Consider the following 24535-nt stretch of genomic DNA (forward strand, 5'->3'; position numbering starts at 1 on the left):
CAATTTAGTCACAGATCGCTAGTATCTGTCCACATTATCCTTATAAAATACTAAAGTTGAGATTTAGTGGATCTTAGGGGTAACTAATGACAGATTGGGAGTTTCTAATTCAGCGTGAGGGAGATCGGGGTTGGAGACCGATAAAAACGGGTAACTTGCAACTTACCGAGGGCAAGTATCGCATTGTCGTCACTAGCAATCAACTCGATACCCAGATTCAAACTCGCGTTACCTACCAAACTCTAGACGTGCCCACACCACAACGGCGAGCGCGCTCTTGCACCCAAACGACCAATCCCAGAGGATTTCTCGTTATTATCCCATTTACTTACTTGCATTCGGGGATCTGGCAATTTGTATGCAGTAGCGATACCCAAACCCCCTCGCATCGCATTCTCAAACTGCGGGTGTTAGCCAAAACCCAACCCCAGCCTCCGATCGCTGTCAATCGGTCGGATCGAGGAGAGCCAACTGTCAGACTCGATCGCCAACTTCCAGATAACAAGCCAACGCCAGCACATACCTTCAAATCTGAGCCTAGAGTTCGCCAGTTTACAGAAATTAACGAGCTACCAACCCCAACAGAGCCGTTAGTGCCGATCTCATTGCCAAACGAGCGCGAAATTTGGGCGGATGGACTCGATCGACTTTTGGAGCAGTTAGAGATAGATTCGTTACAAGCCCAACCCAAACAAGCCACTCACAACGAGATATTACCAGGGACGATTCAAATTAACCCAATTGTCGATCCGCCATCCCAATTAGTCAGTCTCGATCGATCGACATTTTCAGGCATTATTCCTGGCGATCGACTCATCATCAGTGGCGGCTGCAACTTACAACTGCTCAAAGCCAGTCAGGTAGCCACCGTTAAAGTGGAAAAGATATCGATCTGCCTGCGCCATCCCCAGACTTCAGAAATTGTTGTATCGATCGAGCAACTCATCCCATCAAATTTGGATATATTTACTTTTAGGGGTCGATTAGTCATGCCGCTCGAACCAAAAGTCACCCTCTTACTAGGTGAAGTCAACCTCTATGACAAGCACCATATCCAGCTCGGATCTAGCGGCTTTTCAATGACGCTCAATCTCAATCCTTTGCATGATGCGGAGCTGTCATTGTTGCGCATGTTCGATCGCGAAAAAGATCCGATTGCTACGCTAGCTGCTTCGGGAGAAAGGCTCCACCAGCAACTAACTCAAGAATTGCAATTAGAAGCGGCGACGATTAGTCCGCAAGGCTCGATTAGCGATTGGTACTATAATTCAGCCGCAGGCTTGAATTCGAGTGGTGCTAGCACTGATGCGGTCAACTCGCAGCCATACCCGGCTATACCGCTCGCTTATAGTCGCCAACCGACTCGATCCCAGCTCGACTTGGCACAGGGCGAATCGTCGCAGCCACAAGATCCGCCGTCTCCCCGCACGATCGCGGCTCGAACCCAAAATTATCAAGCTGAGGAGTTAGATCTCGATCTTGCCGATTGCTTCGCAGTAGCTCAACCGCAGCGTCCGCACATCGATCGCCAACATCATAACTTAGAGATCGTTATCGATGATTGACGATCGCCGCATCAGTATTAAGATTCACAAACTTTTATCAACTATTTGTGAGCTTTTTTAACCGACTAATTCAGATAAGATTGAAGATGCAATCCATACCCAAAGGACTTCCGATTATGGCAGCTTCATTCTTACCTTCAATCCTAGTACCGACTGTCGGCTTAGTATTTCCAGCGATCGCCATGGCATTCTTGTTCATGTACATCGATCGGGATTCTATTTAGTCCGATTAGACTGGTTTAAATTAAAAAGCCGGACATACGTCCGGCTTTTTAATTTAAATCGGTGGTAGAAGACGGTAACAAATCTCAGATTGAGCTACCGCCATCTGGCTTACATCGAAGAGCCGATTCCAGCGTAGGAACCATAGAAAAATAGGCTCACAACAACAATTACGCCCATCCCGGCGACAGTAGCAACCAGCCACAAAGGAATTCTTCCTGGTTCAGACATAGTTTTTTCTCCGTAAATATCCCAACAATAACAAAAATTAAACCAATTAGTTAAAGAAGTAACTGGTAAACAGAATTCCAAGTGTAAATACCATTAACAAGCCCAGGAACAGAGAAGCTCGGTTGAGTTCTACTGGTTGGTTGTTAGGATTTGGGGTGCGTTCCATAGTGTTAATTTAAATCCTATCTTTGAATGAATTGCATGGCCGCAATTGCGCCAATGAAAAATACAGTTGGTACGCCCAAAGTGTGGACAGCCAACCATCTGACTGTAAAAATTGGATATGAAATAGGCTGATTTCCGCCGCCGCTAGTCATTAGTTTTGCTCCTAAAATTCAGGAAATTTTGGTTGAGGTTATGTTATCGATTTTTAGTTATCGATCGAGTATCAATTCATACTCGACAATATCGATTCTCGATCGCAATAGGCGAACCTGTCGAGAGATACAGATATTTTCTCTATGACGAGCCGAGCGAGTCAATCCTAAGATTCAAATCGATCGGTTCCGAGCCGCTTATTTCTTTTGAACGAACTTATCGAGTTGACCTTTAGACTCAAATCGATCGGATACGATCGGTAACTCTTGGCGAGTCTGAGTGAAATACTCATCGGGACGAGGGGTGCCAAACGCATCGTATGCTAAACCAGTGCTAACGAACAACCAGCCAGCAACAAACAATGCCGGAATAGTGATGCTATGAATGATCCAATAACGAATACTGGTCACGATGTCCGAAAATGGACGTTCTCCGGTCGATCCACCTGCCATACCTAATGTACTCCCAATTTTAAATATCTTTACTCGATACAGTTTATATCATAACCTTAAAGAAATGCGATCGCTAAATGAGAGAAATTTAATTGGTAAATAGATGGGTGGATGGGTGGATGAGTAGATGGGTAAAACCTTACTCCAGCACCTAAAGCCTAAAGCCTAAAGCCTAAAGCCTATTCACTATCTACTATCCACTGCTCCCTCTCCTAAGCCGCTTCCCCTTGATATTTCAGTATTATGCCCCTTTGACCGATGATAAAACCGCGATCGGGACTAAAGAACAAAATCTTGTAGAGATTGGATGGAACCTGTTCTACATTCGAGTCTTTGAGCCAAGTTTTACCACTATCGGTACTGACGAGCAAATCGCCACTCCCACCAGAAACCCAGACTTCTCCTGGCGTCCGATAGGCCAGATCTAGCAAACCGATATTGGTCTTCTGTGCGGGAAACACTTCCTCTTCCCACTTGTCGGTCGCGCCAGGGCTGCTAAATTGCAGTTGTCCGCCTCTGGCGAGCATCCATAACCGATCGTCATCGGCAAATCCCATATTCGAGACTCGGCGCGAACTATTGCGGTTGTGCGGCTCCCAAGATTCTTGACCTGGTGCCCAAGTAGAATAAAAATTACCTTTGGCAGAGACAGCTACGTATTTGCCTTCAGGCGATCTATTAATCGTCCGAAAGACACCCACAGCACCACTAACTAGCGATTTCCAGTTTTTACCTGCATCTTGAGTCGCATAAATCGCCCCAATATCGGTAGTCATTTCCGCCGAGTTTTCTCCTATTGCCTTAATAGTTGCCGGAATTCCTGGCAATTTAGAACTGAGGGCAATCCGTTCCCAAGATTTGCCAGCGTCCTTGGTATGGAGCAAAATTGCGGGTTCGCCAACGATCCAACCTTCGTCACCAGCAAAACTAATTGAAGTAAAGCGATACTTACTGCTATCTAATTCTAGCTTGCGATTTTCCCAAGTTTTACCACCGTCATTGGTTTCCAAGATCGCTGCATCGCTACCGACTACCCAACCGTGTTGGGGATTGCTAGTAAAGGTCAAATCTTGAATATTGGACTCAGTGGGGAGCTGAATTGGTTTCCAAGGACTATCGGTTAATGGCTGAATGTGGCTGCAACTGACGCACAAGATGCCGATTGCCAGCAGTGTAGCAGCTTGTCTGAGAATTTTTTTAAGCAAGTTCATGTTTTGCGGAGGATAATTATGTTTAATTCAACGTATATAGGCTGATGAAAATGATAACGCCTAATGCGAGTCCCCCATAAATCAGCAAACTTTTTTGTCCTGGACTCATGGTATTAACCCCAAATCCATACCGCTGGTTCTCTTTAAATCCGTAAGATGCCGTGGTACCGACATTGGTAAATGCACCTTTTTTGGCACCACAGGTAGGGCATTTCCAGGTCACGGGTAATACTGTAAATGGCGTACCCGCAATAATTTTGTTTTTGGGATCGCCCTTGTTAGGATCGTATGTATAGCCACAGGCGCGACACTCAAATCGATCGTCATCGGTGGTTCCCGGTGCGACTTTAGGACTTGCGTCACCAGTCGGAGATGATTGCTCCTCTGGGCTGCTAGAAATATCTCGTTCGCTATCGTTCATAACAACTTAGTTTTTTAATATGAGGTAATTATTAATATACTGTTACAAATTTTGGCATATTATGACGAAGTTTGATAGAGATTGCGGATTGGGGATTGCGGATTGCGGATTGAGAATACAATGCTCCCAGTCTGACCATCCATCCATACTTCGGCTTCGTATCTCCTCCGAAGACGCGCGAACAGTGCAAGCCCGTCTACCCTGAAGCTTTAGCAACGTCGTTGAGCTTCGTGTCTGCCTCGTGCCGAAGCATCCACTCATTTACCCATCCACCCATCGACCCATTCACCCCTATGTCCATCAAAAAAATCATCTCCATCGGATTACTCATTTTTGTGCCAATTTCGATCGCGGCAGAATCTCAGCATTGGGGAGATCTAGTCGTATTTATCACCTCAGCACTGGCAATAGTGCCCCTAGCCATCTGGTTGAGTACGGCGACAGAAGAAGTAGCAATCGTTACTGGCCCCTCCGTAGGCGGGCTGCTAAATGCCGTATTTGGTAATGCGACAGAATTGATTATTGGACTAGTCGCGCTGAAGGCGGGACTGATCGATATTGTCAAAGCCAGTATTACGGGCACGATTATTAGTAATCTGCTCTTAGCAATGGGTTTGTCGATGTTCTTGGGTGGATTGAAGTTTAAGGAACAGGAATTTAAACCGATCGTGGCACAAGTAAGCGGCTCTTCGATGACGCTAGCTGTAATTGCTATTTTACTGCCGACGATGGCATTTTATTCAGCCAACCAATCTGAGACATTTGCAGTCGAAGAACTCTCGATCGCGGTCGCAATTATTTTAATCGCAGTTTATGCAATGACCTTAGTTTTCTCGCTCAAAACTCATAGCTACTTATACGATGTCAGCTTGGTCGATCTAGAAGTGGAAGCTACCGGACACAAGCCAGATTTGCGCTTGTGGTTATCGATTTTAGTTATTTCCACCTTAGCAGTTGCTTACGAATCAGAAATGTTTGTCGGCGTTGTCGAATCAGCAACTAAAGGCTTGGGCTTGACACCCTTATTTACAGGTGTAATTCTTTTACCTTTAGTTGGCGGTGCCGCAGAATACGTAACAGCGGTAGGAGTAGCTGTTAAAAATAATATGGATCTATCTGTTTCAGTCGCGATGGGTTCGAGTTTATTAGTATCTTTATTAATGGCACCCTTGTTAGTATTAGTCGGCTACGCGATCGGCCAACCGATGGAGTTGAATTTCAATCCCTTTGAAGTTGTCGCAGTTGGAGTTGCAGTAGTCGTTGCTAATTTAATTAGTCTTGACGGTCGATCGAATTGGCTTGAAGGTATATTGTTGCTCGCAACTTATCTAATCTTAGCGGCGGCGTTCTACTTTTTACCGATTTGAAATCGCATCTATAGCAGTCCTATTTGATTTGGAAGAAGATAGTAGGGTGTGTTATCGCGACAGCGGAACGCACCGAAGAATAAATCTCATGAATCATTTAGGATTGCTATACTAGAGAATTCTAAGCATTAAAGCGTATGAATACAGTAAATAAGTAAGCTATTATGCTTATTTGAATTTGACAAAGAGATAAATTTTAGGCAAACCGGATATCTTGAAAGTACTTGACGATCGATTATGCTGAATCCACCGTACATCAAGGATTTGCAGGCTGAATTTAATTATTTATTAAACCTGAAAATTGAGAGATATCGATCGATGCCATGTAAGAAAAATGATTTTCTCGATCGTCAACGTGTGTTAATACACATCAACAATAAGCCATTATACTGACTCCAAATTTAATTGAAGTTGGTAAGATTGTCGTGCATTAACATAATACATATGTGCCTTGTTTAGCTTAAAAGCGTCATAGTGTAATTAAAATGCTTACCACTCAACAAAGACCATCGCTAGAGATAAAACTCTGCTAGCTGACTGGTCGTCGAATGCGTAAATCTGTATTTAAGTTAAATTTTTCATCAAGCTATTTTCTGTTTTACGCATTAACTTCTGGCAGTCAAAAATTTATCCAAATGAAATTCAAAAGAATCTTAAGTTTAGCTTTAGGATCGGGCATAGTGCTAGGATTCGGAGCGATTGAAGCCCCTAATGCGAGTGCTGCACTACTAACTTCCTATCAATTTAATGGCAATGGAAATTGGTCGCTTGATGGTGTAGGCAGTAATATCAATCCGGTAGGGAATATTAGTGCTTTTGTGCCAGTGGGTTCGAGAATTGAAAAAGCTTTTCTTTATAGTAGTACTAACCTTAACAATAACTCATTTGTCCCAAATGTTAACTTTGATGGAACTACTTACAGTGGTGCAGCCTGGACTAATCTTGGTAGTACCTCAGCTTCTTCGGGAAGCCTAACAGCTTTTCGCACAGACGTTACTAATCAAGTTGCCGCTAAAGTTGGAACTGGAAGTCCTCTAGAGTTCATCTTTTCCGTCTTGAGTGAGAATCCCAGTGCCAGCATTGACGGTGAAGCCTTGGCAATTGTTTATAGCAACCCAAATGAGCTAGAACGGACGATCGCTTTCCTGGATGGTTTCACTAACCCATTAGGTGACACGACCTCTGTCAATTTAGCCGATCCGCTCACGAGTACTCAACTCTCAAATCCGAATTTTGAAGCATTGCTGTCTTTAGGTATCGGTTTTAGTGCAGGAGGAGCGAGCGGTCAATTCTCTAGAGTCGATGTTAACGGCTCGCGATTGACTACTGCGGCTGGCGGTGCTGATGATGGTGGTTTAATTAATGGGGGATTGATAACAATCGGTGGTCTTGGTGATAGCACTGGTAATCCCCTCAATCCCAATAGTAATACCGAGCCTGATGATGAACTTTACTCGATTAAATCGTTTCTAGCTGCTGGCAACACCCAAATTCAGATCGATACGCTCAATCCTTCAAACGACGATAATATCTTCTTTGCTGGTATCAACATTACCGCCAGAGCAGGAGTTAACGCACCACCACCAAGCGATCCCACCGCAGTTCCCGAACCTTTTACGATCGTGGGAACGCTCATCGGTGCTGGCACGGCATTCCGGATGAGAAAAAGATTGAAAGCTACTAACAAATTGTAGATTTAGCCGATCGAATTAGAGCACCAGATCGATTTATGGATTTCGGGAACGATTTCTAGAATTAATCTGGTGCTTTGTGCTGTGTGCCAATATTGTGAGCTTGATTCTGCATCGCGCGAGGAGGTTGTTCGATCGTTATAATATCAGTATGAGATGCTTGGAAAAAATTGACGCTCGACGACACTAGTGTGTCAAAAGCGACATTTAATGTGAGAATTTGCGTAAGCCGATGATGGGATTTGAACCCACGACCAATTGATTACGAATCAACTACTCTACCACTGAGCCACATCGGCAGGATTGGGCGCGATCGATCTCCCCAAACAATTATTATAAATTGACTTGAGAACAAAATGACAGAATTAAAGCCAAAACCAAAGCCCGATTCGATCGATCCAGAACTTTGGCGTCGGCTTCAGGCAGAGGCAAAATCGCCATTTAGAGGCTTGCGTCAGTTTGTGTATGTCAGTTGCGCGATTTCTGGTGCTGTCGGTGGGTTAGTGTTCTTCTTCAAGCTACTCGCAGGTAGAGAGTTGGAAACCACAATCCCCAATCTTGCCATCCAGGTTGGTGTCGTTGCCTTGATGGTATTCCTGTTGCGGATCGATAAAGCCAAAGATTAGTTTTGTCGTTGGCGTAGCCTCTTTGCAACGGCAAACGCTCCGCCAATGCGGAGCCGTGCCTTTGGCATTACGGAACGAGAATCGAGTCAGCATCTCGTTTTGTAGTCTATCATTAGCTAATTTAAATCCACTCGATAAGAGCGAGTTTTAAGAAATGAGAATACTGTTATAGTAACTTTTCTACAGCTAGACTAAAGTCTTCATAGGACTTAACTCCCACGATCGTTTCAATTTTTTCACCAGATTTAAAAAAGATGACAGCGGGAATGTTTCTAATCCCCAAACTTTTGGCTAAGTCTCGATTTGGTTCGACATCTAGCTTAAATATTTGAGCGCGATCTCCATACTCTGCTGCCAATCGATCGATTAATGGTGCCACTAATTTACAGGGGCCACACCAAGTAGCGGTACAGTCTACTACCAATACATTTGCCGATCCTAACAGAGAATTAAATTCTGCTTCATCTTTAATAAATTCAGCCATTTTTGTCTAAAACATCTCCAAATTAAGATCGTCAGCTTCAATAAGCTTACCACGCTCCTGGGATCGAAAACGAGGGAGACGATCGAGAGATAGATCGTAAATCTTATGTAATTAGAGGCTTAGTTAAGTGCAAGTTTTGCTAAATGAGAATAAGATATTTTTACTATCTTTTATCATTATGATATTTGTTGGGATGGATGCAATGTGTTTTTTAGCAATTAATGCACTATATCTGCTACCATTTTACATCGTTTCTACTGGAGTCTTCTGGTTGCTAGAATCGATCGGGTCGCTCGGATAACCCAAAAATATCGGTTGGATAGCCGCTTGGCGGAAATCGATCCTTTACAAGGGCGATCGGTCGGAGGGAAAATAGAGAGTCAGCATCAACGAGGATATAGCAACGTGAGCGAACAATTTGACTACGATTTGGTAATTATCGGCGCGGGTGTAGGCGGACATGGTGCCGCGCTCCACGCTGTCAGTTGCGGTCTGAAGACAGCGATCGTCGAAGCGGGAGATATGGGTGGTACCTGTGTCAATCGCGGTTGTATCCCCTCCAAGGCACTCCTCGCCGCTTCGGGTAGAGTCCGCGAAATGCGGAATGCGCACCATCTTAAGGCGATGGGGATTCAGGTAGATAATGTCAATTTCGATCGCGAAGGCATTGCCGCTCATGCGAGCAATCTTGTCTCGAAGCTGCGCGGCGACTTGACAAATAGTTTGACACGTTTGAATGTCGAAGTGATTCGCGGCTGGGGTAAAGTGGTTGCCAGTCAAAAAATCAGCGTGACGACACCTGAAGGTGAGAAATTTATTACTGCCAAAGATGTGATGATTTCTTCCGGTTCGATTCCCTTTGTCCCTCCTGGAATTGAAGTCGATGGTAAAACGGTATTTACTAGTGACGATGCGATTAAATTAGAAACCTTGCCCCAATGGATCGCGATTATCGGTAGCGGCTACATCGGGTTGGAATTTTCTGATGTCTATACCGCATTGGGTTCGGAAGTGACGATGATTGAATTCTTCGACCAATTGATGCCGGGATTCGATACCGATATTGCCAAACTAGCCAAACGGATTTTAATCGATCCGCGCGATATCGACGCTCGCCCCAGCCTGCTCGCCAAACGGGTCATCCCTGGTTCGCCAGTCGTCATCGAACTCGCCGACGCGAAAACTAAAGAAGTCGTCGAAATCTTAGAGGTCGATGCCTGCCTCGTCGCGACGGGTCGGATTCCCGATACCAAAAACCTTAATTTAGAAGCTGTTGGGGTCGCCCTCGACCGCCGAGGCTTCATTCCGGTGAACGATCGGCTAGAGGTCTTAATCGACGACAAACCCGTTCCCCACCTATGGGCGATCGGCGATGCGACGGGTAAAATGATGTTGGCTCACGCCGCCTCCGCTCAAGGGATTATCGCTGTCGAAAATATCTGCGGTCGATCGAAAGAAGTCGATTATCAAAGTATCCCCGCTGCTGCATTTACCCATCCCGAAATTAGCTTTGTGGGGATGACGGAAGCCCAAGCCAAGGAAGCGGCTACTGCTGGCGGATTTGAGATCGCAGCGGTAAGAAGTTATTTTAAAGGTAACTCTAAAGCGATCGCTGAAGGTGAAGCCGACGGCATGGCGAAGGTGATTTATCGTAAGGATACTGGCGAAGTATTGGGTACCCACATTATCGGGTTGCACGCGGCGGATCTGATTCATGAAGCGTCTAATGCGATCGCGCAACGCAATTCGATCCATAATCTAGCCACCTACGTTCACGCTCATCCTACTCTGTCTGAGGTATTGGATGAAGCTTACAAACGTGCTGCTGGGGTTCACTAATTGCTGGCTGGCTACGTTCGGCAACCGCCCTCGAATAAATTCGGGGCTAAGAGCATAAGTCCACTTCAGTGGACTGTTAGATTTATTTAGTTCATTTCAATGGACTTTTGCACGTTAGCCCGTTGGCGTAGCCTATCCGAAGGATACAATTCCATTTCAGGGCGGTTTATGAACGAAGCAAGTCGATTTACATTGAATAATCTCTTATTTATCACGTCGGGGGTGTCTTTTGCAGGCACCCTGAATTTTTGGGTATTTTAAGATGATGGAATATGGGAGGATCGATCGTGACCGAAGAGGAATTAGAGAAAATAATCGAGCAGGTGAGGGTAGATTGAGTCTCTGAACTAGATTTGAGCTATAAACAACTCACTCGACTACCCGATAGCATTGGAAATATTTATACTCTTACAAGCTTAAACATAACTGGGAATAAACTCACTCAATTACCGGATAGTATCGGCAAACTGACTAAATTAGATACACTAAATGTCACGGATAATTGGCTTAGTAGTATACCAGAAAATATCGGTAATCTCACCCGCTTGATTAGACTATCTTTTGAAGATAATCATCTCATGTATTTACCGGAGAGTATTGACAGTCTTACTAACCTAGCTTATCTATATTTAGGGACTAACTCTCTTACATATCTACCAGAGAGTATTGGCAATCTTAAAAATTTAATATGGTTACACTTAGGCTGTAACTCTCTCAATCGCATACCAGATAGTTTTGGTAATTTTTACAACCTTGTTGACTTAGGTCTATAGGAAAACAATCTTAGTAGTTTACCAAAGAGTGTTGTCAATCTTTCCAATCTAGGCTCAATCAGCTTAGATTTGAATCTAATTTTTAATGTGGTAGTTGTACAAGCACTACCAAAACTTAAAGAAGTCAGCTTTTTATATCTAGATCTCCCCAATAGATATTGGACTAATTCGAGTGAACGGTATCCCAAATGGTTGTTAGATGAAGAAAATGCTGAAATCAGACGAGTATTAATTCAACAAATTGGTTACGATCGAATCTGTCAGGAACTAGACGCGATCGATCTTGACACTTGGCGAGAATATAACTTGCTCAAAATCGATGCCTATATTGAGGATGAGCCGATGGTATTGCTCAAGATGACTTGTCCCTCGACGGGACATATTCATATCCTGCGCGTACCGCCAGAAATGACTAATGCCGAAGCCGCAATTACTTGGGTAAATCATGGCATCCATTAGAAGAGTGGTACCAAACTATCAAGCAAGCAGAATGGCGTAGCTTAGATAATGTGCGACAAATCTACCGTAGTGCCGATGCAGTGGGGAATTTTACAGTATTTAATATCAAAGGTAATAATTATCGTCTAATTGTAGGAATCGATTATGAAGACATGACAATTTACTATAAATACTTGTTGACTCATACCGAATATGATCAGGAGAAGTGGAAAAATGACCCTTACTTTTGACGATAGAACTTACAACAATCTGCTGGCAGAGATTAGCCCTAAAGTTATCGAAACAGAAGCAGAATACGATCGAGCGTTGGCAATTGCCGAACGGCTGACATTTACCAAGAATAAAACACCAGAAGAGAGAGCTGTTTATCGCTTATTAGTAGTACTAATCGAAGCGTATGAAAGCGAACATTATGCCTTGCCTGTAGCGAAGCCTCATGAAATACTTCAGCATATTATGGAAGCTAGCGGTACTTGCCAATCGGATTTAGTGAAGATTGTGGGTTCGAGTAGTGTCGTATCGGAGATCGTTAATGGCAAGCTAGCTATTAGCAAAGCCCAAGCGAAAATTTTAGGAGATTTATTTAAGGTATCTCCTAGTTTATTTATTTAACATCTTTCGATATTAGAGAGTTAGCTCGAAGCTCGCATGGGTAAATCATGGCATTCATGCCGACAAATTTAGCGTGCAGACTTGATGCTATCTTGGCTCGTTCCAGTATCGCCCACAATTGAAATCAGGGCTAGTGTTACGAAGTCCGCCTGCGCAGACTAATCAATTTATTTAGTCCGCGCAGGCGGACTTTGCATCACCAGCCGAGACTTCAGTCTCCAGGCAACCGCGCCTCTAGTCCTATTAAAATTGTTAAATCGATCGCCTTCCAGAGGTAATGCCGCTAGAATAGAAGAGGTAACCTTATCGCCAAAAATCGAACGTGCGCGCAAAGATTCTCGCCTGGTTGAATGAAAACGTCCCTCCTAAACGAATCCAGCATATACTAGGAGTGGAACGGATGGCGATCGAGCTTGCCACACATTACCAGCTAGATGCAGACATCGCCGCCCAAGCCGGATTGATGCACGATTTGGCCAAATATTTCAAACCCCAACGTTTATTAGAACTCGCACGAGCCGAAGGACTACCGATCGATGAAGTGGATATAGCCGCCCCACACTTATTACATGCCGATGTCAGCGCGATTGTCGCGCGGGACGAGTTTGGCATCACCAATCCCGAAATTCTCCAAGCGATCGCCGATCATACCTTGGGCAGGCCAGGAATGGGTGCGATGAGTTGTATCGTGTTTTTAGCCGATACGCTCGAAGCCGGACGCGGCGATACGCCAGAATTAGAAGCTCTACGTCAACTCAGTTATCAAGATTTACATCGAGCTGTCTGGCATACCTGTGACTATTCACTCAAATATTTGCTATCTACCCGTTGTCTCATCCATCCCCGCACCATTCGTACCCGCAATTGGGCGATGACGATGAGTCATGCAGCAGTTGTGACTTGATGAATCGATCGACTAGAGAAGTTATTAAAGTAGAAACTCGAGTTTTTCTTTAATATCACTATCCACTGTTCGCTATCCAACTATCTACTTTTTTAATGACTGAAACCGCAACTTTGACAGACACAAATCAGACTACCGAACACACGATCGAACAACTCGCATTCCTCGCGGCTGAAGCCGCAGACGATCGCAAAGCTGGAGACATGTTACTAATCGATATTTCGCAAGTATCGACACTTGCCGATTACTTATTGATCGTATCGGGTTTTTCTAAGGTACAATTGCGGGCGATTTCTGGTTCGATTATCGATAAAATCGAGGAACAGTTACAGCGGCTGCCATTACGCACCGAAGGTCAAGATCGCGGTGGTTGGATCTTGCTAGATTATGGCGATCTCATTGTCCATATCATGATGCCAGAACAACGAGAATTTTATAACCTCGAAGCTTTCTGGGGTCACGGTCAGGTCGTACCATTACCACAAGCCTCTTAGACGAATGCGATCGATGAGTAATTCTTCTTCTTTTTGTCCGGTTCCTAAAGAGCAACAACCAATTAACGAGTATCAAGAATTACAGAGTTCTTGGTTTTTTGGTTGGGTAAAATTAGATCCAGGTAAGTATATTACGAAATTACTTTGGGTGGGAATTTGGAGCTTAATCGTTACAGCTCCTTTGGCTGCTGCCAGTTTCCCGATCGCCAAATACCCAATCCAATTTGGGATTTGCACGATCGTCGGTAGCTCGATCTTTGTGATGCTAGCTACCGTCAGATTGTATCTGGGCTGGATTTATGTAAAAAATCGCTTGTATGGAGAATCGATTTTTTATGAAGAATCAGGTTGGTATGATGGCCAAACATGGCTGAAAACGCCAGAAATTCTCACCCGCGATCGCCTATTAGTCAGTTATGAAATCCAACCAATCCTCGCGAGAATTAAAAATACTTTTTTTACACTGATCGGCGCAACCATCGCTGTTATTATTTCTTGGCTCTTAATTTATTAATTAACAACTACCATAAGGCCATCAAAACTCGGCGCGATCGAGATTAAATTAGTCTCTAAGATTGATAATTACAGGTTATCAATTATCAATTATCAATTATCAATTAATTTAATAATGGCTCAACGTACTAAATCTCCAGCACTAACTGTCAGCTTATTACGAGAAGGAATTATCGAATCCGTTCACCAAGTTCAAGCCGTCGTTTGCGATAGTCGCGGGCGCGTTTTATCGGTTGCGGGAGATGCCGAACATCCGACATTCATTCGCTCGGCTCTCAAACCTTTTCAAGCGATCGCCGTCACGAGCAATGGGATCTTAGAACGTTATCAGCTAACCGATCGAGACTTGGCCGTAATGTGCAGCTCTCATGCCGCCGAAATTATTCACACTCGTCAAGTTTTTAATATTCTCTGGCGAGCTGATATCGACACCAACGCCCTTAAATGTCCGATCCCGTCTGATAAAACTAGCCCCCTAGAGCACAATTGTTCTGGCAAACATGCAGGGATGTTGGCAGTTTGTCGCGCGCACAATTGGCCGCTAGCTAACTATTTAGAGCGCAACCATCCCCTCCAAAAACTGATTTTGAGCAAATTTGCCGAAATCCTCAAAATGCCCCCAGATGAGTTTATTGGCGTCCATGACGACTGTGGCGCGCCTGTCTATCTAATGCCGATCTCGCAGATGGCGACGCTCTATGCTTATCTGGCTTCTGGCGAAAGTTTGGATCTAGAGCGAATCGTACGCGCGATGACTCATCATCCCGAACTGATCGCTGGGACGGGGCGATTTGACACCCAACTGATGCAACTCACTCAAGGCGAGTTAGTAAGCAAAGCAGGCGCAGAAGGGATTCAATGTATCGGCAGAGTCGGCGAAGGTATGGGCTTAACCATCAAGTCTAATGATGGCTCCAAACGCGCTAAATATGCCGCCGCGATTCAGCTCCTCCATCAGATGGGCTGGATTACTCCCGCAGTCTCCGAAATTCTCACCGAACAATTCTTGTCGATCGGTTCTTATACTCGCTTGGATGTAGCGGGTGAATTAGCAATGGTTTGATCCGATCTTCAGTGAGGGGATCTAAGCTATGATTTAGCGAAGTATGTATATGTAGATAGAGTAAAAGCGGTGCTGGACATTAGACAGATTCGAGAAAATCCAGAATTAGTACAGACAAAACTAGATCTCCGAGGAGTGGGTGCCTATGATATCCAACCCATTCTCGCCCTGGATGGACGGCAGCGCGCACTCGAATCTACGCGCAGTCAGTTACAAGCCCGCAGTAACGAAATCGGTAAGCTCGTCGGCGAAAAAATGAGAGCTAAAATCGACCCTAACTCGCCCGAAATTCAAGCCCTCAAAGAGGAAGGAAATACCGTTAAAGCGCAGTTAGCCGAACTAGAGCCAGCCGAGCGCGAACTCAAAGCCCAGATTCACACCCTGATCTTACAACTACCCAACCTGCCCAGCGACACTACCCCGATCGGCAAAAGTGAAGATGACAACGTCGAACTCCGCAAATGGGGTGAAGAATATCTACCCACCAATCCCCAAATTCTACCCCACTGGGAAATTGGCGAGAAATTAGGAATCTTAAATTTTGAGAGTAGTGCCAAACTCGCACAAAGTCGATTTGTCACACTCGTTGGTGCGGGTGCAGCTCTCGAACGTGCCTTAATTAGCTTCATGCTCGATCGACAGATTGCGGCTGGATATACAGAAGTCAGCCCCCCGATCCTGGTAAATAGCGCGTCGATGACGGCAACCGGGCAACTCCCCAAATTTGCCGAAGACGGCTTCAAATGTGCCGATGATGATTTGTGGTTGATTCCCACCGCCGAAGTACCCGTTACCAATCTCTATCGCGAACAAATTCTCAATAGCGAACAACTCCCGATCCATCACTGCGCCTATACTCCCTGTTTCCGCCGCGAAGCTGGTAGTGCGGGACGCGATACGCGCGGATTGATCCGACTTCACCAGTTTAACAAAATCGAGCTAGTCAAATTCGTTCATCCCGACACCTCCGAGCAGGAACACGAAGCTCTCTTAAACAACGCCGAAGCCATCCTCCAGGCTCTCAAGCTACCCTATCGAGTCCTAGCCCTCTGTACCGGAGATCTCGGTTTTAGCGCGGCAAAATGCTATGACATCGAAGTCTGGTTGCCTTCTGCTGGCAAATATCGCGAAATTTCCAGTTGTTCCAATTTCCTCGACTTCCAAGCCCGTCGTGGCGACATCCGGTTCAAAGAAACAGGCAAAAAAGGTACTCAATTTATCCATACTCTCAATGGCTCCGGTTTAGCCGTAGGTAGGACGATGGCAGCCATTCTCGAAAACTACCAGCAACCCGACGGCTCGATCGCGATCCCCGATGTCTTGCAATCCTATCTCGGCAGATCGGTATTGTAAAAAAATATCAACGTTATCCCACTTCTAAGCAGGTATCTGGAGTGTTATTGAAAAAAGGAGGTAATATAAAGAAAAGATTAAGATTTTGAGAGAAGACATGAATCAAAGTACTACAGTCAGTCCTTCTGTGTTGCGCTTAATCTGGAAATCAGTATTAGAATTTAACTATCAGATACTGCTTTCACTGCCCGATCGAGATTTGTCTGAAGCGATCGCCCAAAAAGTCAAAGAGCGCATCGTACTCGCTCCCGACGAAGCCCAAAGACTCGACGACTACGTAGCCTCTAAACTCTTGCTGATTAGAGATCTCGCGATCGTTAATTAATCCGAATTTGGGATAAGCACATTGCGATTGTATGTCGATGCATCGACATGGAGGTTTCCGCCAGGTTACGTGCGTCAAGACAATCCCCAGAATTGGGTTTCGATCGCACCAGTAAATCCACCACAATCATCCTTCCCGATTAAGCACTAGTAACCAAACTATCTAGTTCTTCTAAAGCAGTTTGGAAGTCGTCGTTGACGATCTGATGGTCAAATTCATCTCGTGCTGCAATTTCTACTTTCGCCTGCTCCAGACGACGGAGAATCGCCTCTGGAGAATCAGTACCGCGATCGCGAATCCGCATTTCCAACGTCTGGAGATCTGGCGGTAAGATAAAAATTCGTAAAGCAGTCGGAAAGATCTGCGCGACTTGTCTGGCTCCAGCTAATTCGATTTCCAAAATAACAGAGCGGCCTAAATCGAGTTGCGCTTGCACTGGCGCGATCGGCGTACCATAATAGTTACCTGCAAACTCCGCCCATTCTAAAAGTGCTCCAGCCGCAATCTCTGCTTCAAATCGATCGCGACTATAGAAATAGTAATGTACGCCGTCTATCTCCCCTTCACGAGGCGATCTGGTTGTAGCAGAAACCGATAGATATAGTTCGGGACGCCTTGCCAATAAAGCTTTGAGTAACGTCCCTTTGCCGACACCACTAGGCCCAGTTAAAACGATCGATCTACCCGTCATTTAGATTTTGGATATTGGATGGATATTAGATAGTCCTGACGATCGCTACTCAGGAAATACTCAAGAGGCGATCGTCGTGGCACTAATCCGCATTGTACTCTCGATCGAGGACTTCGCAAGCGGTCGAGGAACTAACTTGGCATTGCATAGCGATGGACGATCGATAATTCATCACTGGGTACGGTGGCAATACAAGCCCGAATGGGATTATCATGCCCTTCAATTGCCACTCTACAGACAAAACAAGCACCTTTCAAGCACCCAGTAGGAATCGCTATGCCAGCGCGCTCGGCAGCATTAAGTAGAGGCTCCCCTGGTTGAGCGAGGGTAGTGACTCGCTCTGGCATAAATAAGACGGTTACGGACATAAATTTATGGGAATGGGGGGAGGGGAGACTGACAGAGAAGTTTACAGGGAGTTGAGGGTGTCGGGATCTAACATGCCGAGATCGAGATGGGAACGTTCGATCGATTCGATATGTGATGTGCTACCGACTAAAAACTGAAGCGATGCTGGGGATTCACTCCAATTACTGGCACATGCCTTGAGCTTTTGGTTGGTTAGTGCCGAAAACCAACCTGCCAGAAAACCAGCTTCGAGGCTAAATGAACGATACGTTGCACTAGCATCGATCTCGATCCCGCCACCGATGCCACAATTGGCGATCGAGACTACTAATAGTCCCCGTTCGGCCAAACTAAAATCGATCGAGGGTCTACCCAACCCATGAACGGCCCATGCTTCACCAACGTTGACAAAAAACTCGGCGGCAATCGTGTCGGCGATCGGCTGGCTGTAGTATTTGACCATATCCTGCATCACCCGATTGCAAAAAGTTTTGCCCCAGTTGTCGCCAAAGGTATATAGAGCTAAATAAGAAGCTTCGCCAGCTTCTGCACGCAAGGTTTTGGGAATGCTCCGTAATAATAGTTCCGGTACGGCAATCAAGCGATCTCCATGCCGTGTAGATAGCAATCCCGAAGCTGGGTGAGATTTAACATAGCCTTTAGGATTAAAGCAATTTGCTGGAATGCGAATTGTAGAGGCGTTCATAATTTAGGAATTAGAGAATCGGGGTGAGCGGATAGAATCGATCGTCTGCCGATCGAATTAAATAGCAGAGATCGCATCTTGGGCGATTTTGATGTATGGCTTTAATAAATCTGCATGTGCCTGGGGTAATTCGACATAAATTGCTTCTAACAAGAACTTATATCCTTGATAATGTCTAAATCCCATCGCTTGCAAGATATTTTTCTGCCAGTGAATAAAACGCTCTTTTAACATCTCTTCATCTTGCAAGAGCATCGCCAAAGAATACGCTCTCAATCCTAAAGTCATATCGCGACGGCAGCGATCGACACCTAGAGCGTTCATTGCTTGTTCTTGAAAAATTTTGCTATCTTCCATGGCTTTTATGGCTCGATCGAGAATCTCTTTTTCTTTAGCTTCGATCGCTAAATAAGCCTCTTTGCGTTCTGCCCAAGAAGAAATAACATGCTCTAACTTGCGGAGATCTTGCTTACTGGCATAAGAGCCATCGGCACCATCAACTAATGCTTCTAACAATGTAATCATGTTCTCATAACTCCGTATAGATCGAATGTAATTTTGAAAGATATGCTCGATGAATATCTTTACCAATCTAGAAATCTTAACTGTGAGATTTAATTTCTAGAAACGTCATGGGGCCGAGTGACGGCACGACGATCGGAAACTTGCTCTTGCACGATTGTTAGCTCGGGAACCTGCCATTTGACTCGGTCTAAGAGCGCGCCAACCGTAATCGATCGCTCGCGCTCGCGGTGTTCTAATTCGAGTTGCTGCGCTAACTCTTGTTGCTGCACTAATTCGGTAGCAAGTCGCTGCTGTCGCTCGTTGTGAATGGCCTGCTGATTTCTCCGTTTGGGTCTGAATACAACCCTCATCAAACGCAAGATGCCGCGAATAAAACGGACTAAAGGATGTCTTTTTAACTTACTATGCTTGCGACTTTTCATACGACACCTGCTGCGACCGATGATTGTGGTTCGAGTTCCATTTCTCCAGCTTCAAAACGCTCGGCAATTTCATTTGCATTGGCTCCAGAAGCAATCCAAAATTCGGCAACTTGGATTCGTTCTTCCGAACCCAATAAAAACCGACAAAATTCATTGCCCATTGCATAGCATTGAATTTCTGTACTGCAAAGATTTTGCTCGAAGGCGATACTAAAAAAGCCAGCGAGAATACCTGCATATAAATGGCAAACTGGTTTGCCCATATATCCTAAAGACTTAGCAACTGCCGAATCATACAAATCGACATAGAAAAAGCCGCTGTCTCTATTACTTAGATTGGGAGACCAAGCACCCCAACCCTGCGCCGTATATGGCCACCACCAGGTTTCCATCGCAAATCCCAGATTGGATGTTTCTAGAGTTAAGCCATAGAATTCCTGAAACCAGGATTGAAATAGTACGGCATCCTCTTTGCCCCACTCATAGCCAATCTGATAGCACAACCAGCCAGCAGCTTCGCCCACTTCATGCTCTAGTCCTTTGAGCAGCGAGACGATGAAGTCTTCGCCAACTAATAAATTGCGTTGACGATGATAGTCGGTAATCTTGCCCCGTTCCATATCAAAATCGTAAAAGTCGGCGCGACTGTAGTGACAGACGTCCCGTGTAGAGTGAATCGGAATGGGTGGATTCTGAAAAACTTTTCTTTGAATATTAGATGTCATAGGTAGCTCTTGTTTAAATTATCGGTCTCGATCTCCACGGTAGTTTGCACAATTAGCAGTATCGGCCCAGGATATATTCTGCTTTACTTATTTATCCCAATTTTTATGGGATTATTGCTATCTTTTCGATAAATAGTCGGCAAACTTACTACTAGATTCTTTCATTTTCTCTAAAGCCGATCTCAGCACCAATTTTCCGGCTTCGACTAGCACCTCACCTGTCATGGGATGAATCAGTGTTTTGTCTGCTTTTCTACCGATCTTAGTCTCTAGATCCCGCTCTGATTCGACAAAAGTGCCGATCGGTAGCTCGATGACAATCCCATCGCCGATGGCACGAGATTGGCAGGCCAATCTCGCCCCAGGACGGTCGATTTTGGTAAACTGCAATGTCATCTGTTCTTGTGTCGTTGGTTGGGTCAATGAGTCCACACCATCCACAACAAAAAAATGGCAAGAAGCACACATCCCCTGTCCGCCACAGATTTGGTTGACGAGAATATCATGGTCTTTAAAAACGGATAACAGCGTAGAATTATGCTCGGCTTCTACTTGCTTGCCTTCGATAGTGATGGTGACTGTTGCCATAAGATACTTAGTTGATTGTAATTAGGTTTTAGTTAAAAGATATGTTGCTATTGGCGAGAGCGCAGAATTATTTAATATCGATCTAAAGTCAACGATAATCCGCTCGCACTCCTCAATAAAAAACTGGACCCATAAGCGCAGGCTACGGATATTTTCGGCTGTTAATTCCTGCTCTAATATTTTCTCATGGCAACTGAGTTTGCTAAAGTGATCTGCCGACCAGTTCTGGATAAATAGAGATTCTTCAACACACCGTGCGTGTGCTTTGCGCCAGTAATTACCCTGTGCTAGAGGGCCAAAGTAATTATTGCTAAGGGTGACAATCTCTTCCAAGGCAGCAAGCACCATCTGACCAGATATCTTCGGCTTTGGTAGTGCTTCCGCAGCTTGATTCGTCAGTTTGCCAGTTCTTCTCGGCTCGCTAGGTAGATGTTCTGGATCGGTATATGTCGGCGTTCCTAGTAGCTTGTTACTCGATCGCTGATGAATAGCATTTAGTTCGCTTATTAGTTGATTTAAAGTACCAGAGTCTCTACTAATCACATCCGCCAAGCCACAAGTTTTTACTAATTGGCGAAAAGAATCGATGATTTTACCTTGTGAAGAGAGTAAGACAATTGGTAAACTCTTTCTAGCTTGATGGCATTTATTGGAGATCTCAGAGTAATTGGAGTTGTCTATTTTTCCTAAAATTACTAATTGATATTCTTCTCTGACGACACTTTCTACAAGTTGATAATAAGTTTTGACGATCTGAATTCCACCTTGAAATTCTGGATCGATAGTCGATTTAATGCGAGCGACTTCTGCGGTATCTGATTCGGCTAATAAAATTTTCATTATCGGCAGAGTGGCATCTGTCATATTTTCAACTTGAATACTAGTATGCATCTCTTTCTATGTAACAGTTAGTATAGAAATTATCAGGGTAGCACAAATATTTATCGTCTTAAAAATATTCGATCCTTAGAGGATAGTAATCGTCTACCCCATGACGCAGGTTACATCTCAATTATTATGCCCACATCCGTTTGTTAAATCGCACTTGCGTACAGATTTAGCTGACAACATCTGTTCTCGCTCGACTACCTGCTGGCTAGCGAATGATGCGATCTCGATCTTGAGGGTAACTTGAAGGGCGATAAGTATGTATATCTCAAATTTCTAACGCACTAGCTCCATGTGCCACTAGCACAACTGTCCATTACAAATCTACATATAACTACCCTAAATATACACGGAGAAGTTTACAAACGGCAACATAGTCGATCCCTGAAAACCGAAACTTACTCTGGGATTGAGCTTCAAGAATTTGATTTCCTATCGCTCGATCGACAGTAGCGATCGAGCTAATGTAAAAAAAGTGACACACGTCATACGTATTTATTCTTTTTAGCGCGTACAGTCTATATGTAAGCAACTATCAGCTCGCATCGTCAGGGAAGAAATATACAATGAACGCGCATCCTCAGTGTCTACCAGCTACTAGCTCTCGGCAACAACAGCAGTCGAATGTAGTATTATTATCTAGCAAGCAGCCACTCCCTGAGATGTTAGTTGAAGCTTTGCAAACTCAGGTGACAGGATCTGTAGAGCGGATTCGCGATGTCGCAGAGCGGATTGCGGTAGAAGTAGATCGCATCTGTGCTAAAAGCGAGCGCATCCAAAATTCTGGCATTGGCGAATCTTGGCGGGTGGGGTTAGCGCGTCACCGTGTCTCTAAATGTCTTTACTATTATCAATTAGGATCTCGCCAAGGTCGGATCGAACTGCACAGTCATCTCAGTTCGATTATCTACCGCTACATCACGATTCCTCAATCTCAATTAGGATTTCAAGCTCGGTACTTGCTGATTGAAGACTTTCTTCAGGAATTTTATACTGAGTCGATCAAAGCTTTTCGGCGCGAAAATGAGTTGGGTGAAACTTATACCCCCCGCAGTTTGTTGCAATTAGCAGAGTATATGGTGTTTACCGAATGCTATGCCAAGCGGCGGATTCACCTACGGTTTGGGAGCAGCCAACAATTGATCGTTCTACGCGCGCAAACTTTTGCCAAACGTCAGCCGACCGAAACATCTGTCGATATCGAGCAAGCATTTGAAACCGCACGCGAAGAAGATGGAGATAATGGCTCGAAATTGATGCAACAGATTCGGGCCAAAATGGTATCGGATAATGTCGATGCCACCGATGAAGTTTTACGCGATCGAGTAATTGAAGAATTGATTGCCTATCTCAAAGCTCAAGATCGAGCCGATTGTGTCGATTATTTACTCCTAAAAATGGAGGATATGTCCGCACCAGAAATCGAGAAAACTTTAGGATTGAGTAGCCGCGAGCGCGATTATCTCCAACAGAAATTTAAATATCATCTGGAAAAATTCGCTCATGTTGCCAACTGGGAATTAGTTCATCAATGGTTGGGTGCAGAAATCGATCGCAAGCTCGGTTTGACAGATCGACAATGGGAAGTATTTTCTTCGCAATTATCGATCGAGCAGCAAACATTCATTCAACTCAAACAATCCAATCGCAGTAATGAGTCGATTATGAAGGCATTGCGATTGACAGAGAAAAAATTTCAGCTCCGGTGGTCGGAACTGTTACAACTAGCCGCACAAATTAGAAATCAATAAGTTCTATATCGATCGACATCGACCGATATTCGGGGCAATTTATTGAGGATAAATATAAAACTTAAGTTACAATTGTAAAGACAATCGATAACTAAAACAGTTTAATCTGAATGTGAATTATCTGCCTGTCTGTACTTACAATATTGCTAATTGGTGCGATCCTCCCGATCGAATGGTACACCAGCAAGTCATCCCGCTCGTGGGAGCGGCACCTAATACTTGTCCGGTAGAATTGACCGCGCTCGGCAATCTATTGGTACGGGATTTACCCAGCTATGCCAATCGACTGATTCAACAACGTCGCAAACGCACCGATAAATTGTATAGTTCGATTGTCACCGCCAGCAAGCCGGAATTAAAACCGATCGAGATCGTCAGTCGCGAATATTCACCGCAATTTCCGCAGGCGGCTCCGACACAAGTATTTATCACTACCCTCGAAAATCAATATACAGGCAACCGAGTCGCTCAAATCCAGCAGTTTCACTGGCTCTTTATCGCGCAGACACGTTTGGGTTGGCGACTAGTAAATATTTATACACGAACCGGGGGATTTCCGATTGCAACTACGCTGATTTCACCCCCGATCGAAAGTAGCAAAACGATCGTGGGTGAAGCAATTGCGACCTGGCTCAATGACTGTTATCTAGGTAAGATTAGACGTTAGATTTTGGGCGTTAGGCTTTAGGCTATAGGGTTTGGAGCTGCGTTCTTTATTTTTTCGCTCCCATTTGCCTAAGTTCACGACACCCTATTTCCTCCTCTCTACCCTCTATCCTCTACTCTCTAATTCAAGATACAGCTTTGGCAACGAAGATCGAGCCAACTACTAAAATTAAACCAAGTACGCTAATAACTAGATAGTTGCGGTTGGTGTCGCCATTATTGGCTTCAGCTACATACATTTTTGGCTCAGTCGGGAAATTATTGAGCCTATTGTCGCCGTCATTATTGATGTAAGGCATTGA

The 24535-nt window shown here is 44.6% G+C and carries 33 protein-coding genes, 1 tRNA gene and 1 pseudogene; 18 read left to right on the forward strand and 17 right to left on the reverse strand.

Going from position 1 to position 24535, the window contains the following annotated elements:
* Positions 1 to 86: 86 nt before the first annotated feature.
* Both CHA6605_RS24395 and psaI read left to right on the forward strand, forming a co-directional pair.
* A complete protein-coding gene (locus CHA6605_RS24395) occupies positions 87 to 1565 on the forward strand; it encodes a hypothetical protein (RefSeq protein WP_015162044.1) in 1479 nt (492 codons plus the stop codon).
* A 116-nt stretch (positions 1566 to 1681) separates the two neighbouring features.
* Complete coding sequence (gene psaI / locus CHA6605_RS33205) at positions 1682 to 1789, forward strand: photosystem I reaction center subunit VIII (RefSeq protein WP_015162045.1); 108 nt, start codon at positions 1682 to 1684, stop codon at positions 1787 to 1789.
* A gap of 109 nt (positions 1790 to 1898) precedes the next feature.
* Here the strand turns inward: psaI and CHA6605_RS33210 are convergent, their stop codons facing one another.
* The 6 genes from CHA6605_RS33210 to CHA6605_RS24410 form a co-directional block, all read right to left on the reverse strand.
* The gene (locus tag CHA6605_RS33210; RefSeq protein WP_015162046.1) at positions 1899 to 2018 is read right to left on the reverse strand and encodes a photosystem II reaction center protein J; all 120 of its coding nucleotides are present in this window, start codon (positions 2016 to 2018) and stop codon (positions 1899 to 1901) included.
* A 46-nt stretch (positions 2019 to 2064) separates the two neighbouring features.
* The gene (locus CHA6605_RS33215; protein ID WP_015162047.1) at positions 2065 to 2184 is read right to left on the reverse strand and encodes a photosystem II reaction center protein PsbL; all 120 of its coding nucleotides are present in this window, start codon (positions 2182 to 2184) and stop codon (positions 2065 to 2067) included.
* Between the two features lie 16 nt (positions 2185 to 2200).
* Positions 2201 to 2335, reverse strand: coding sequence for a cytochrome b559 subunit beta (gene psbF, locus CHA6605_RS33220; RefSeq protein WP_015162048.1), 135 nt, complete (start codon positions 2333 to 2335; stop codon positions 2201 to 2203).
* A gap of 198 nt (positions 2336 to 2533) precedes the next feature.
* The gene (gene psbE, locus CHA6605_RS24400) at positions 2534 to 2788 is read right to left on the reverse strand and encodes a cytochrome b559 subunit alpha (RefSeq protein ID WP_015162049.1); all 255 of its coding nucleotides are present in this window, start codon (positions 2786 to 2788) and stop codon (positions 2534 to 2536) included.
* Positions 2789 to 3000: 212 nt separating this feature from the next.
* Positions 3001 to 3999, reverse strand: coding sequence for a photosynthesis system II assembly factor Ycf48 (locus CHA6605_RS24405; RefSeq protein ID WP_015162050.1), 999 nt, complete (start codon positions 3997 to 3999; stop codon positions 3001 to 3003).
* 22 nt (positions 4000 to 4021) lie between these two features.
* Positions 4022 to 4420, reverse strand: coding sequence for a rubredoxin (locus tag CHA6605_RS24410; RefSeq protein WP_015162051.1), 399 nt, complete (start codon positions 4418 to 4420; stop codon positions 4022 to 4024).
* Between the two features lie 293 nt (positions 4421 to 4713).
* On the opposite strand from CHA6605_RS24410, the gene cax reads away from it, so the two are divergent.
* Positions 4714 to 5787 (forward strand): calcium/proton exchanger, encoded by a 1074-nt coding sequence (gene cax / locus CHA6605_RS24415; protein WP_015162052.1) that lies wholly within the window; start codon positions 4714 to 4716, stop codon positions 5785 to 5787.
* Between the two features lie 635 nt (positions 5788 to 6422).
* Positions 6423 to 7481, forward strand: a complete 1059-nt coding sequence (locus CHA6605_RS24420; RefSeq protein ID WP_157260096.1) for a PEP-CTERM sorting domain-containing protein — start codon at positions 6423 to 6425, stop codon at positions 7479 to 7481.
* Between the two features lie 224 nt (positions 7482 to 7705).
* Here the strand turns inward: CHA6605_RS24420 and CHA6605_RS24425 are convergent.
* Positions 7706 to 7777: transfer RNA gene (locus CHA6605_RS24425), tRNA-Thr, on the reverse strand.
* Positions 7778 to 7834: 57 nt separating this feature from the next.
* On the opposite strand from CHA6605_RS24425, the gene CHA6605_RS24430 reads away from it, so the two are divergent.
* Positions 7835 to 8104, forward strand: coding sequence for a DUF3493 domain-containing protein (locus tag CHA6605_RS24430; protein WP_015162054.1), 270 nt, complete (start codon positions 7835 to 7837; stop codon positions 8102 to 8104).
* 166 nt (positions 8105 to 8270) lie between these two features.
* Here CHA6605_RS24430 and CHA6605_RS24435 read toward each other — a convergent pair whose 3' ends face one another.
* Complete coding sequence (locus CHA6605_RS24435; protein ID WP_015162055.1) at positions 8271 to 8588, reverse strand: thioredoxin family protein; 318 nt, start codon at positions 8586 to 8588, stop codon at positions 8271 to 8273.
* Positions 8589 to 8993: 405 nt separating this feature from the next.
* On the opposite strand from CHA6605_RS24435, the gene lpdA reads away from it, so the two are divergent.
* The 11 genes and pseudogenes from lpdA (at position 8994) to CHA6605_RS24490 (ending at position 16923) form a co-directional block, all read left to right on the forward strand.
* On the forward strand, positions 8994 to 10427 hold the full coding sequence (gene lpdA / locus CHA6605_RS24440; RefSeq protein ID WP_015162057.1) for a dihydrolipoyl dehydrogenase: 1434 nt from the start codon (positions 8994 to 8996) through the stop codon (positions 10425 to 10427).
* Positions 10428 to 10780: 353 nt separating this feature from the next.
* Positions 10781 to 11200 carry a leucine-rich repeat domain-containing protein gene (locus CHA6605_RS37370; RefSeq protein ID WP_015162058.1) on the forward strand — a complete coding sequence of 140 codons (420 nt, stop codon included), beginning with the start codon at positions 10781 to 10783 and terminating at the stop codon, positions 11198 to 11200.
* A 186-nt stretch (positions 11201 to 11386) separates the two neighbouring features.
* Positions 11387 to 11659 (forward strand): annotated as a pseudogene (locus tag CHA6605_RS24450) (DUF6745 domain-containing protein); the annotation flags it as partial.
* Positions 11635 to 11889, forward strand: a complete 255-nt coding sequence (locus CHA6605_RS24455) for a type II toxin-antitoxin system HigB family toxin (RefSeq protein ID WP_015162059.1) — start codon at positions 11635 to 11637, stop codon at positions 11887 to 11889. The pseudogene CHA6605_RS24450 and the gene CHA6605_RS24455, both read left to right, overlap by 25 nt.
* A complete protein-coding gene (locus CHA6605_RS24460; RefSeq protein ID WP_015162060.1) occupies positions 11873 to 12271 on the forward strand; it encodes a helix-turn-helix domain-containing protein in 399 nt (132 codons plus the stop codon). Before CHA6605_RS24455 ends, CHA6605_RS24460 begins: the two co-directional genes overlap by 17 nt.
* 322 nt (positions 12272 to 12593) lie before the next feature.
* The gene (yqeK, locus tag CHA6605_RS24465) at positions 12594 to 13175 is read left to right on the forward strand and encodes a bis(5'-nucleosyl)-tetraphosphatase (symmetrical) YqeK (RefSeq protein WP_015162061.1); all 582 of its coding nucleotides are present in this window, start codon (positions 12594 to 12596) and stop codon (positions 13173 to 13175) included.
* 95 nt (positions 13176 to 13270) lie between these two features.
* Positions 13271 to 13669 carry a ribosome silencing factor gene (gene rsfS, locus CHA6605_RS24470; protein WP_015162062.1) on the forward strand — a complete coding sequence of 133 codons (399 nt, stop codon included), beginning with the start codon at positions 13271 to 13273 and terminating at the stop codon, positions 13667 to 13669.
* A gap of 13 nt (positions 13670 to 13682) precedes the next feature.
* The gene (locus CHA6605_RS24475) at positions 13683 to 14183 is read left to right on the forward strand and encodes a CGLD27 family protein (RefSeq protein WP_015162063.1); all 501 of its coding nucleotides are present in this window, start codon (positions 13683 to 13685) and stop codon (positions 14181 to 14183) included.
* A gap of 114 nt (positions 14184 to 14297) precedes the next feature.
* A complete protein-coding gene (locus tag CHA6605_RS24480) occupies positions 14298 to 15245 on the forward strand; it encodes an asparaginase (protein ID WP_015162064.1) in 948 nt (315 codons plus the stop codon).
* A 69-nt stretch (positions 15246 to 15314) separates the two neighbouring features.
* A complete protein-coding gene (gene serS / locus CHA6605_RS24485) occupies positions 15315 to 16598 on the forward strand; it encodes a serine--tRNA ligase (RefSeq protein ID WP_015162065.1) in 1284 nt (427 codons plus the stop codon).
* Positions 16599 to 16695: 97 nt separating this feature from the next.
* Positions 16696 to 16923: a hypothetical protein gene (locus CHA6605_RS24490; protein WP_015162066.1), complete on the forward strand. Its 228-nt coding sequence runs from the start codon at positions 16696 to 16698 to the stop codon at positions 16921 to 16923.
* Positions 16924 to 17062: 139 nt separating this feature from the next.
* Here the strand turns inward: CHA6605_RS24490 and gmk are convergent, their stop codons facing one another.
* The 8 genes from gmk to CHA6605_RS24530 all read right to left on the reverse strand — a co-directional run bounded on the left by gmk (position 17063) and on the right by CHA6605_RS24530 (position 21819).
* Positions 17063 to 17614 carry a guanylate kinase gene (gene gmk / locus CHA6605_RS24495; RefSeq protein ID WP_015162067.1) on the reverse strand — a complete coding sequence of 184 codons (552 nt, stop codon included), beginning with the start codon at positions 17612 to 17614 and terminating at the stop codon, positions 17063 to 17065.
* A 131-nt stretch (positions 17615 to 17745) separates the two neighbouring features.
* The gene (locus tag CHA6605_RS24500; RefSeq protein WP_015162068.1) at positions 17746 to 17982 is read right to left on the reverse strand and encodes a 2Fe-2S iron-sulfur cluster-binding protein; all 237 of its coding nucleotides are present in this window, start codon (positions 17980 to 17982) and stop codon (positions 17746 to 17748) included.
* Between the two features lie 41 nt (positions 17983 to 18023).
* Complete coding sequence (locus CHA6605_RS24505) at positions 18024 to 18668, reverse strand: hypothetical protein (protein WP_015162069.1); 645 nt, start codon at positions 18666 to 18668, stop codon at positions 18024 to 18026.
* A 57-nt stretch (positions 18669 to 18725) separates the two neighbouring features.
* A complete protein-coding gene (locus CHA6605_RS24510) occupies positions 18726 to 19193 on the reverse strand; it encodes a globin family protein (RefSeq protein WP_015162070.1) in 468 nt (155 codons plus the stop codon).
* Positions 19194 to 19282: 89 nt separating this feature from the next.
* The gene (locus CHA6605_RS24515) at positions 19283 to 19615 is read right to left on the reverse strand and encodes a hypothetical protein (protein ID WP_015162071.1); all 333 of its coding nucleotides are present in this window, start codon (positions 19613 to 19615) and stop codon (positions 19283 to 19285) included.
* A complete protein-coding gene (locus CHA6605_RS24520; protein ID WP_015162072.1) occupies positions 19612 to 20340 on the reverse strand; it encodes a V4R domain-containing protein in 729 nt (242 codons plus the stop codon). The genes CHA6605_RS24515 and CHA6605_RS24520 overlap by 4 nt, the downstream gene beginning before the upstream one ends.
* Before the next feature lie 117 nt (positions 20341 to 20457).
* Positions 20458 to 20928 carry a 2Fe-2S iron-sulfur cluster-binding protein gene (locus CHA6605_RS24525; protein ID WP_015162073.1) on the reverse strand — a complete coding sequence of 157 codons (471 nt, stop codon included), beginning with the start codon at positions 20926 to 20928 and terminating at the stop codon, positions 20458 to 20460.
* A gap of 21 nt (positions 20929 to 20949) precedes the next feature.
* Entirely contained in the window at positions 20950 to 21819 is an 870-nt protein-coding gene (locus CHA6605_RS24530; RefSeq protein WP_015162074.1) for a hypothetical protein, read from the reverse strand.
* Between the two features lie 563 nt (positions 21820 to 22382).
* Here CHA6605_RS24530 and CHA6605_RS24535 point away from each other — a divergent pair.
* Both CHA6605_RS24535 and CHA6605_RS24540 read left to right on the forward strand, forming a co-directional pair.
* Positions 22383 to 23567, forward strand: a complete 1185-nt coding sequence (locus CHA6605_RS24535) for a hypothetical protein (protein ID WP_015162075.1) — start codon at positions 22383 to 22385, stop codon at positions 23565 to 23567.
* 112 nt (positions 23568 to 23679) lie between these two features.
* Positions 23680 to 24234, forward strand: coding sequence for a hypothetical protein (locus CHA6605_RS24540; RefSeq protein WP_015162076.1), 555 nt, complete (start codon positions 23680 to 23682; stop codon positions 24232 to 24234).
* Between the two features lie 124 nt (positions 24235 to 24358).
* Here the strand turns inward: CHA6605_RS24540 and psb34 are convergent, their stop codons facing one another.
* A complete protein-coding gene (psb34, locus tag CHA6605_RS34550; protein ID WP_015162077.1) occupies positions 24359 to 24532 on the reverse strand; it encodes a photosystem II assembly protein Psb34 in 174 nt (57 codons plus the stop codon).
* Positions 24533 to 24535: the final 3 nt, after the last annotated feature.

The sequence above is a fragment of the Chamaesiphon minutus PCC 6605 genome, from assembly GCF_000317145.1.
In the GTDB taxonomy this organism is placed as follows: Bacteria; Cyanobacteriota; Cyanobacteriia; order Cyanobacteriales; family Chamaesiphonaceae; genus Chamaesiphon; species Chamaesiphon minutus.

What these genes read in the sequence shown, in the direction of transcription:
- CHA6605_RS24520 (WP_015162072.1), bottom strand. Translation starts at nt 20,340, where the DNA reads ATGACATCTAATATTCAAAGAAAAGTTTTTCAGAATCCACCCATTCCG.
- CHA6605_RS24500 (WP_015162068.1), bottom strand. Translation starts at nt 17,982, where the DNA reads ATGTCCGTAACCGTCTTATTTATGCCAGAGCGAGTCACTACCCTCGCT.
- CHA6605_RS33210 (WP_015162046.1), bottom strand. Translation starts at nt 2,018, where the DNA reads ATGTCTGAACCAGGAAGAATTCCTTTGTGGCTGGTTGCTACTGTCGCC.
- psaI (WP_015162045.1), top strand. Translation starts at nt 1,682, where the DNA reads ATGGCAGCTTCATTCTTACCTTCAATCCTAGTACCGACTGTCGGCTTA.
- CHA6605_RS24405 (WP_015162050.1), bottom strand. Translation starts at nt 3,999, where the DNA reads ATGAACTTGCTTAAAAAAATTCTCAGACAAGCTGCTACACTGCTGGCA.
- CHA6605_RS24395 (WP_015162044.1), top strand. Translation starts at nt 87, where the DNA reads ATGACAGATTGGGAGTTTCTAATTCAGCGTGAGGGAGATCGGGGTTGG.
- CHA6605_RS24420 (WP_157260096.1), top strand. Translation starts at nt 6,423, where the DNA reads ATGAAATTCAAAAGAATCTTAAGTTTAGCTTTAGGATCGGGCATAGTG.
- gmk (WP_015162067.1), bottom strand. Translation starts at nt 17,614, where the DNA reads ATGACGGGTAGATCGATCGTTTTAACTGGGCCTAGTGGTGTCGGCAAA.
- CHA6605_RS24530 (WP_015162074.1), bottom strand. Translation starts at nt 21,819, where the DNA reads ATGCATACTAGTATTCAAGTTGAAAATATGACAGATGCCACTCTGCCG.
- cax (WP_015162052.1), top strand. Translation starts at nt 4,714, where the DNA reads ATGTCCATCAAAAAAATCATCTCCATCGGATTACTCATTTTTGTGCCA.
- psbF (WP_015162048.1), bottom strand. Translation starts at nt 2,335, where the DNA reads ATGACTAGCGGCGGCGGAAATCAGCCTATTTCATATCCAATTTTTACA.
- CHA6605_RS24460 (WP_015162060.1), top strand. Translation starts at nt 11,873, where the DNA reads ATGACCCTTACTTTTGACGATAGAACTTACAACAATCTGCTGGCAGAG.
- CHA6605_RS24510 (WP_015162070.1), bottom strand. Translation starts at nt 19,193, where the DNA reads ATGATTACATTGTTAGAAGCATTAGTTGATGGTGCCGATGGCTCTTAT.
- CHA6605_RS24430 (WP_015162054.1), top strand. Translation starts at nt 7,835, where the DNA reads ATGACAGAATTAAAGCCAAAACCAAAGCCCGATTCGATCGATCCAGAA.
- psb34 (WP_015162077.1), bottom strand. Translation starts at nt 24,532, where the DNA reads ATGCCTTACATCAATAATGACGGCGACAATAGGCTCAATAATTTCCCG.
- CHA6605_RS24505 (WP_015162069.1), bottom strand. Translation starts at nt 18,668, where the DNA reads ATGAACGCCTCTACAATTCGCATTCCAGCAAATTGCTTTAATCCTAAA.
- CHA6605_RS24475 (WP_015162063.1), top strand. Translation starts at nt 13,683, where the DNA reads ATGAGTAATTCTTCTTCTTTTTGTCCGGTTCCTAAAGAGCAACAACCA.
- CHA6605_RS24535 (WP_015162075.1), top strand. Translation starts at nt 22,383, where the DNA reads ATGAACGCGCATCCTCAGTGTCTACCAGCTACTAGCTCTCGGCAACAA.
- rsfS (WP_015162062.1), top strand. Translation starts at nt 13,271, where the DNA reads ATGACTGAAACCGCAACTTTGACAGACACAAATCAGACTACCGAACAC.
- psbE (WP_015162049.1), bottom strand. Translation starts at nt 2,788, where the DNA reads ATGGCAGGTGGATCGACCGGAGAACGTCCATTTTCGGACATCGTGACC.
- CHA6605_RS24490 (WP_015162066.1), top strand. Translation starts at nt 16,696, where the DNA reads ATGAATCAAAGTACTACAGTCAGTCCTTCTGTGTTGCGCTTAATCTGG.
- CHA6605_RS24410 (WP_015162051.1), bottom strand. Translation starts at nt 4,420, where the DNA reads ATGAACGATAGCGAACGAGATATTTCTAGCAGCCCAGAGGAGCAATCA.
- CHA6605_RS33215 (WP_015162047.1), bottom strand. Translation starts at nt 2,184, where the DNA reads ATGGAACGCACCCCAAATCCTAACAACCAACCAGTAGAACTCAACCGA.
- CHA6605_RS24480 (WP_015162064.1), top strand. Translation starts at nt 14,298, where the DNA reads ATGGCTCAACGTACTAAATCTCCAGCACTAACTGTCAGCTTATTACGA.
- CHA6605_RS24515 (WP_015162071.1), bottom strand. Translation starts at nt 19,615, where the DNA reads ATGAAAAGTCGCAAGCATAGTAAGTTAAAAAGACATCCTTTAGTCCGT.
- CHA6605_RS24525 (WP_015162073.1), bottom strand. Translation starts at nt 20,928, where the DNA reads ATGGCAACAGTCACCATCACTATCGAAGGCAAGCAAGTAGAAGCCGAG.
- CHA6605_RS24435 (WP_015162055.1), bottom strand. Translation starts at nt 8,588, where the DNA reads ATGGCTGAATTTATTAAAGATGAAGCAGAATTTAATTCTCTGTTAGGA.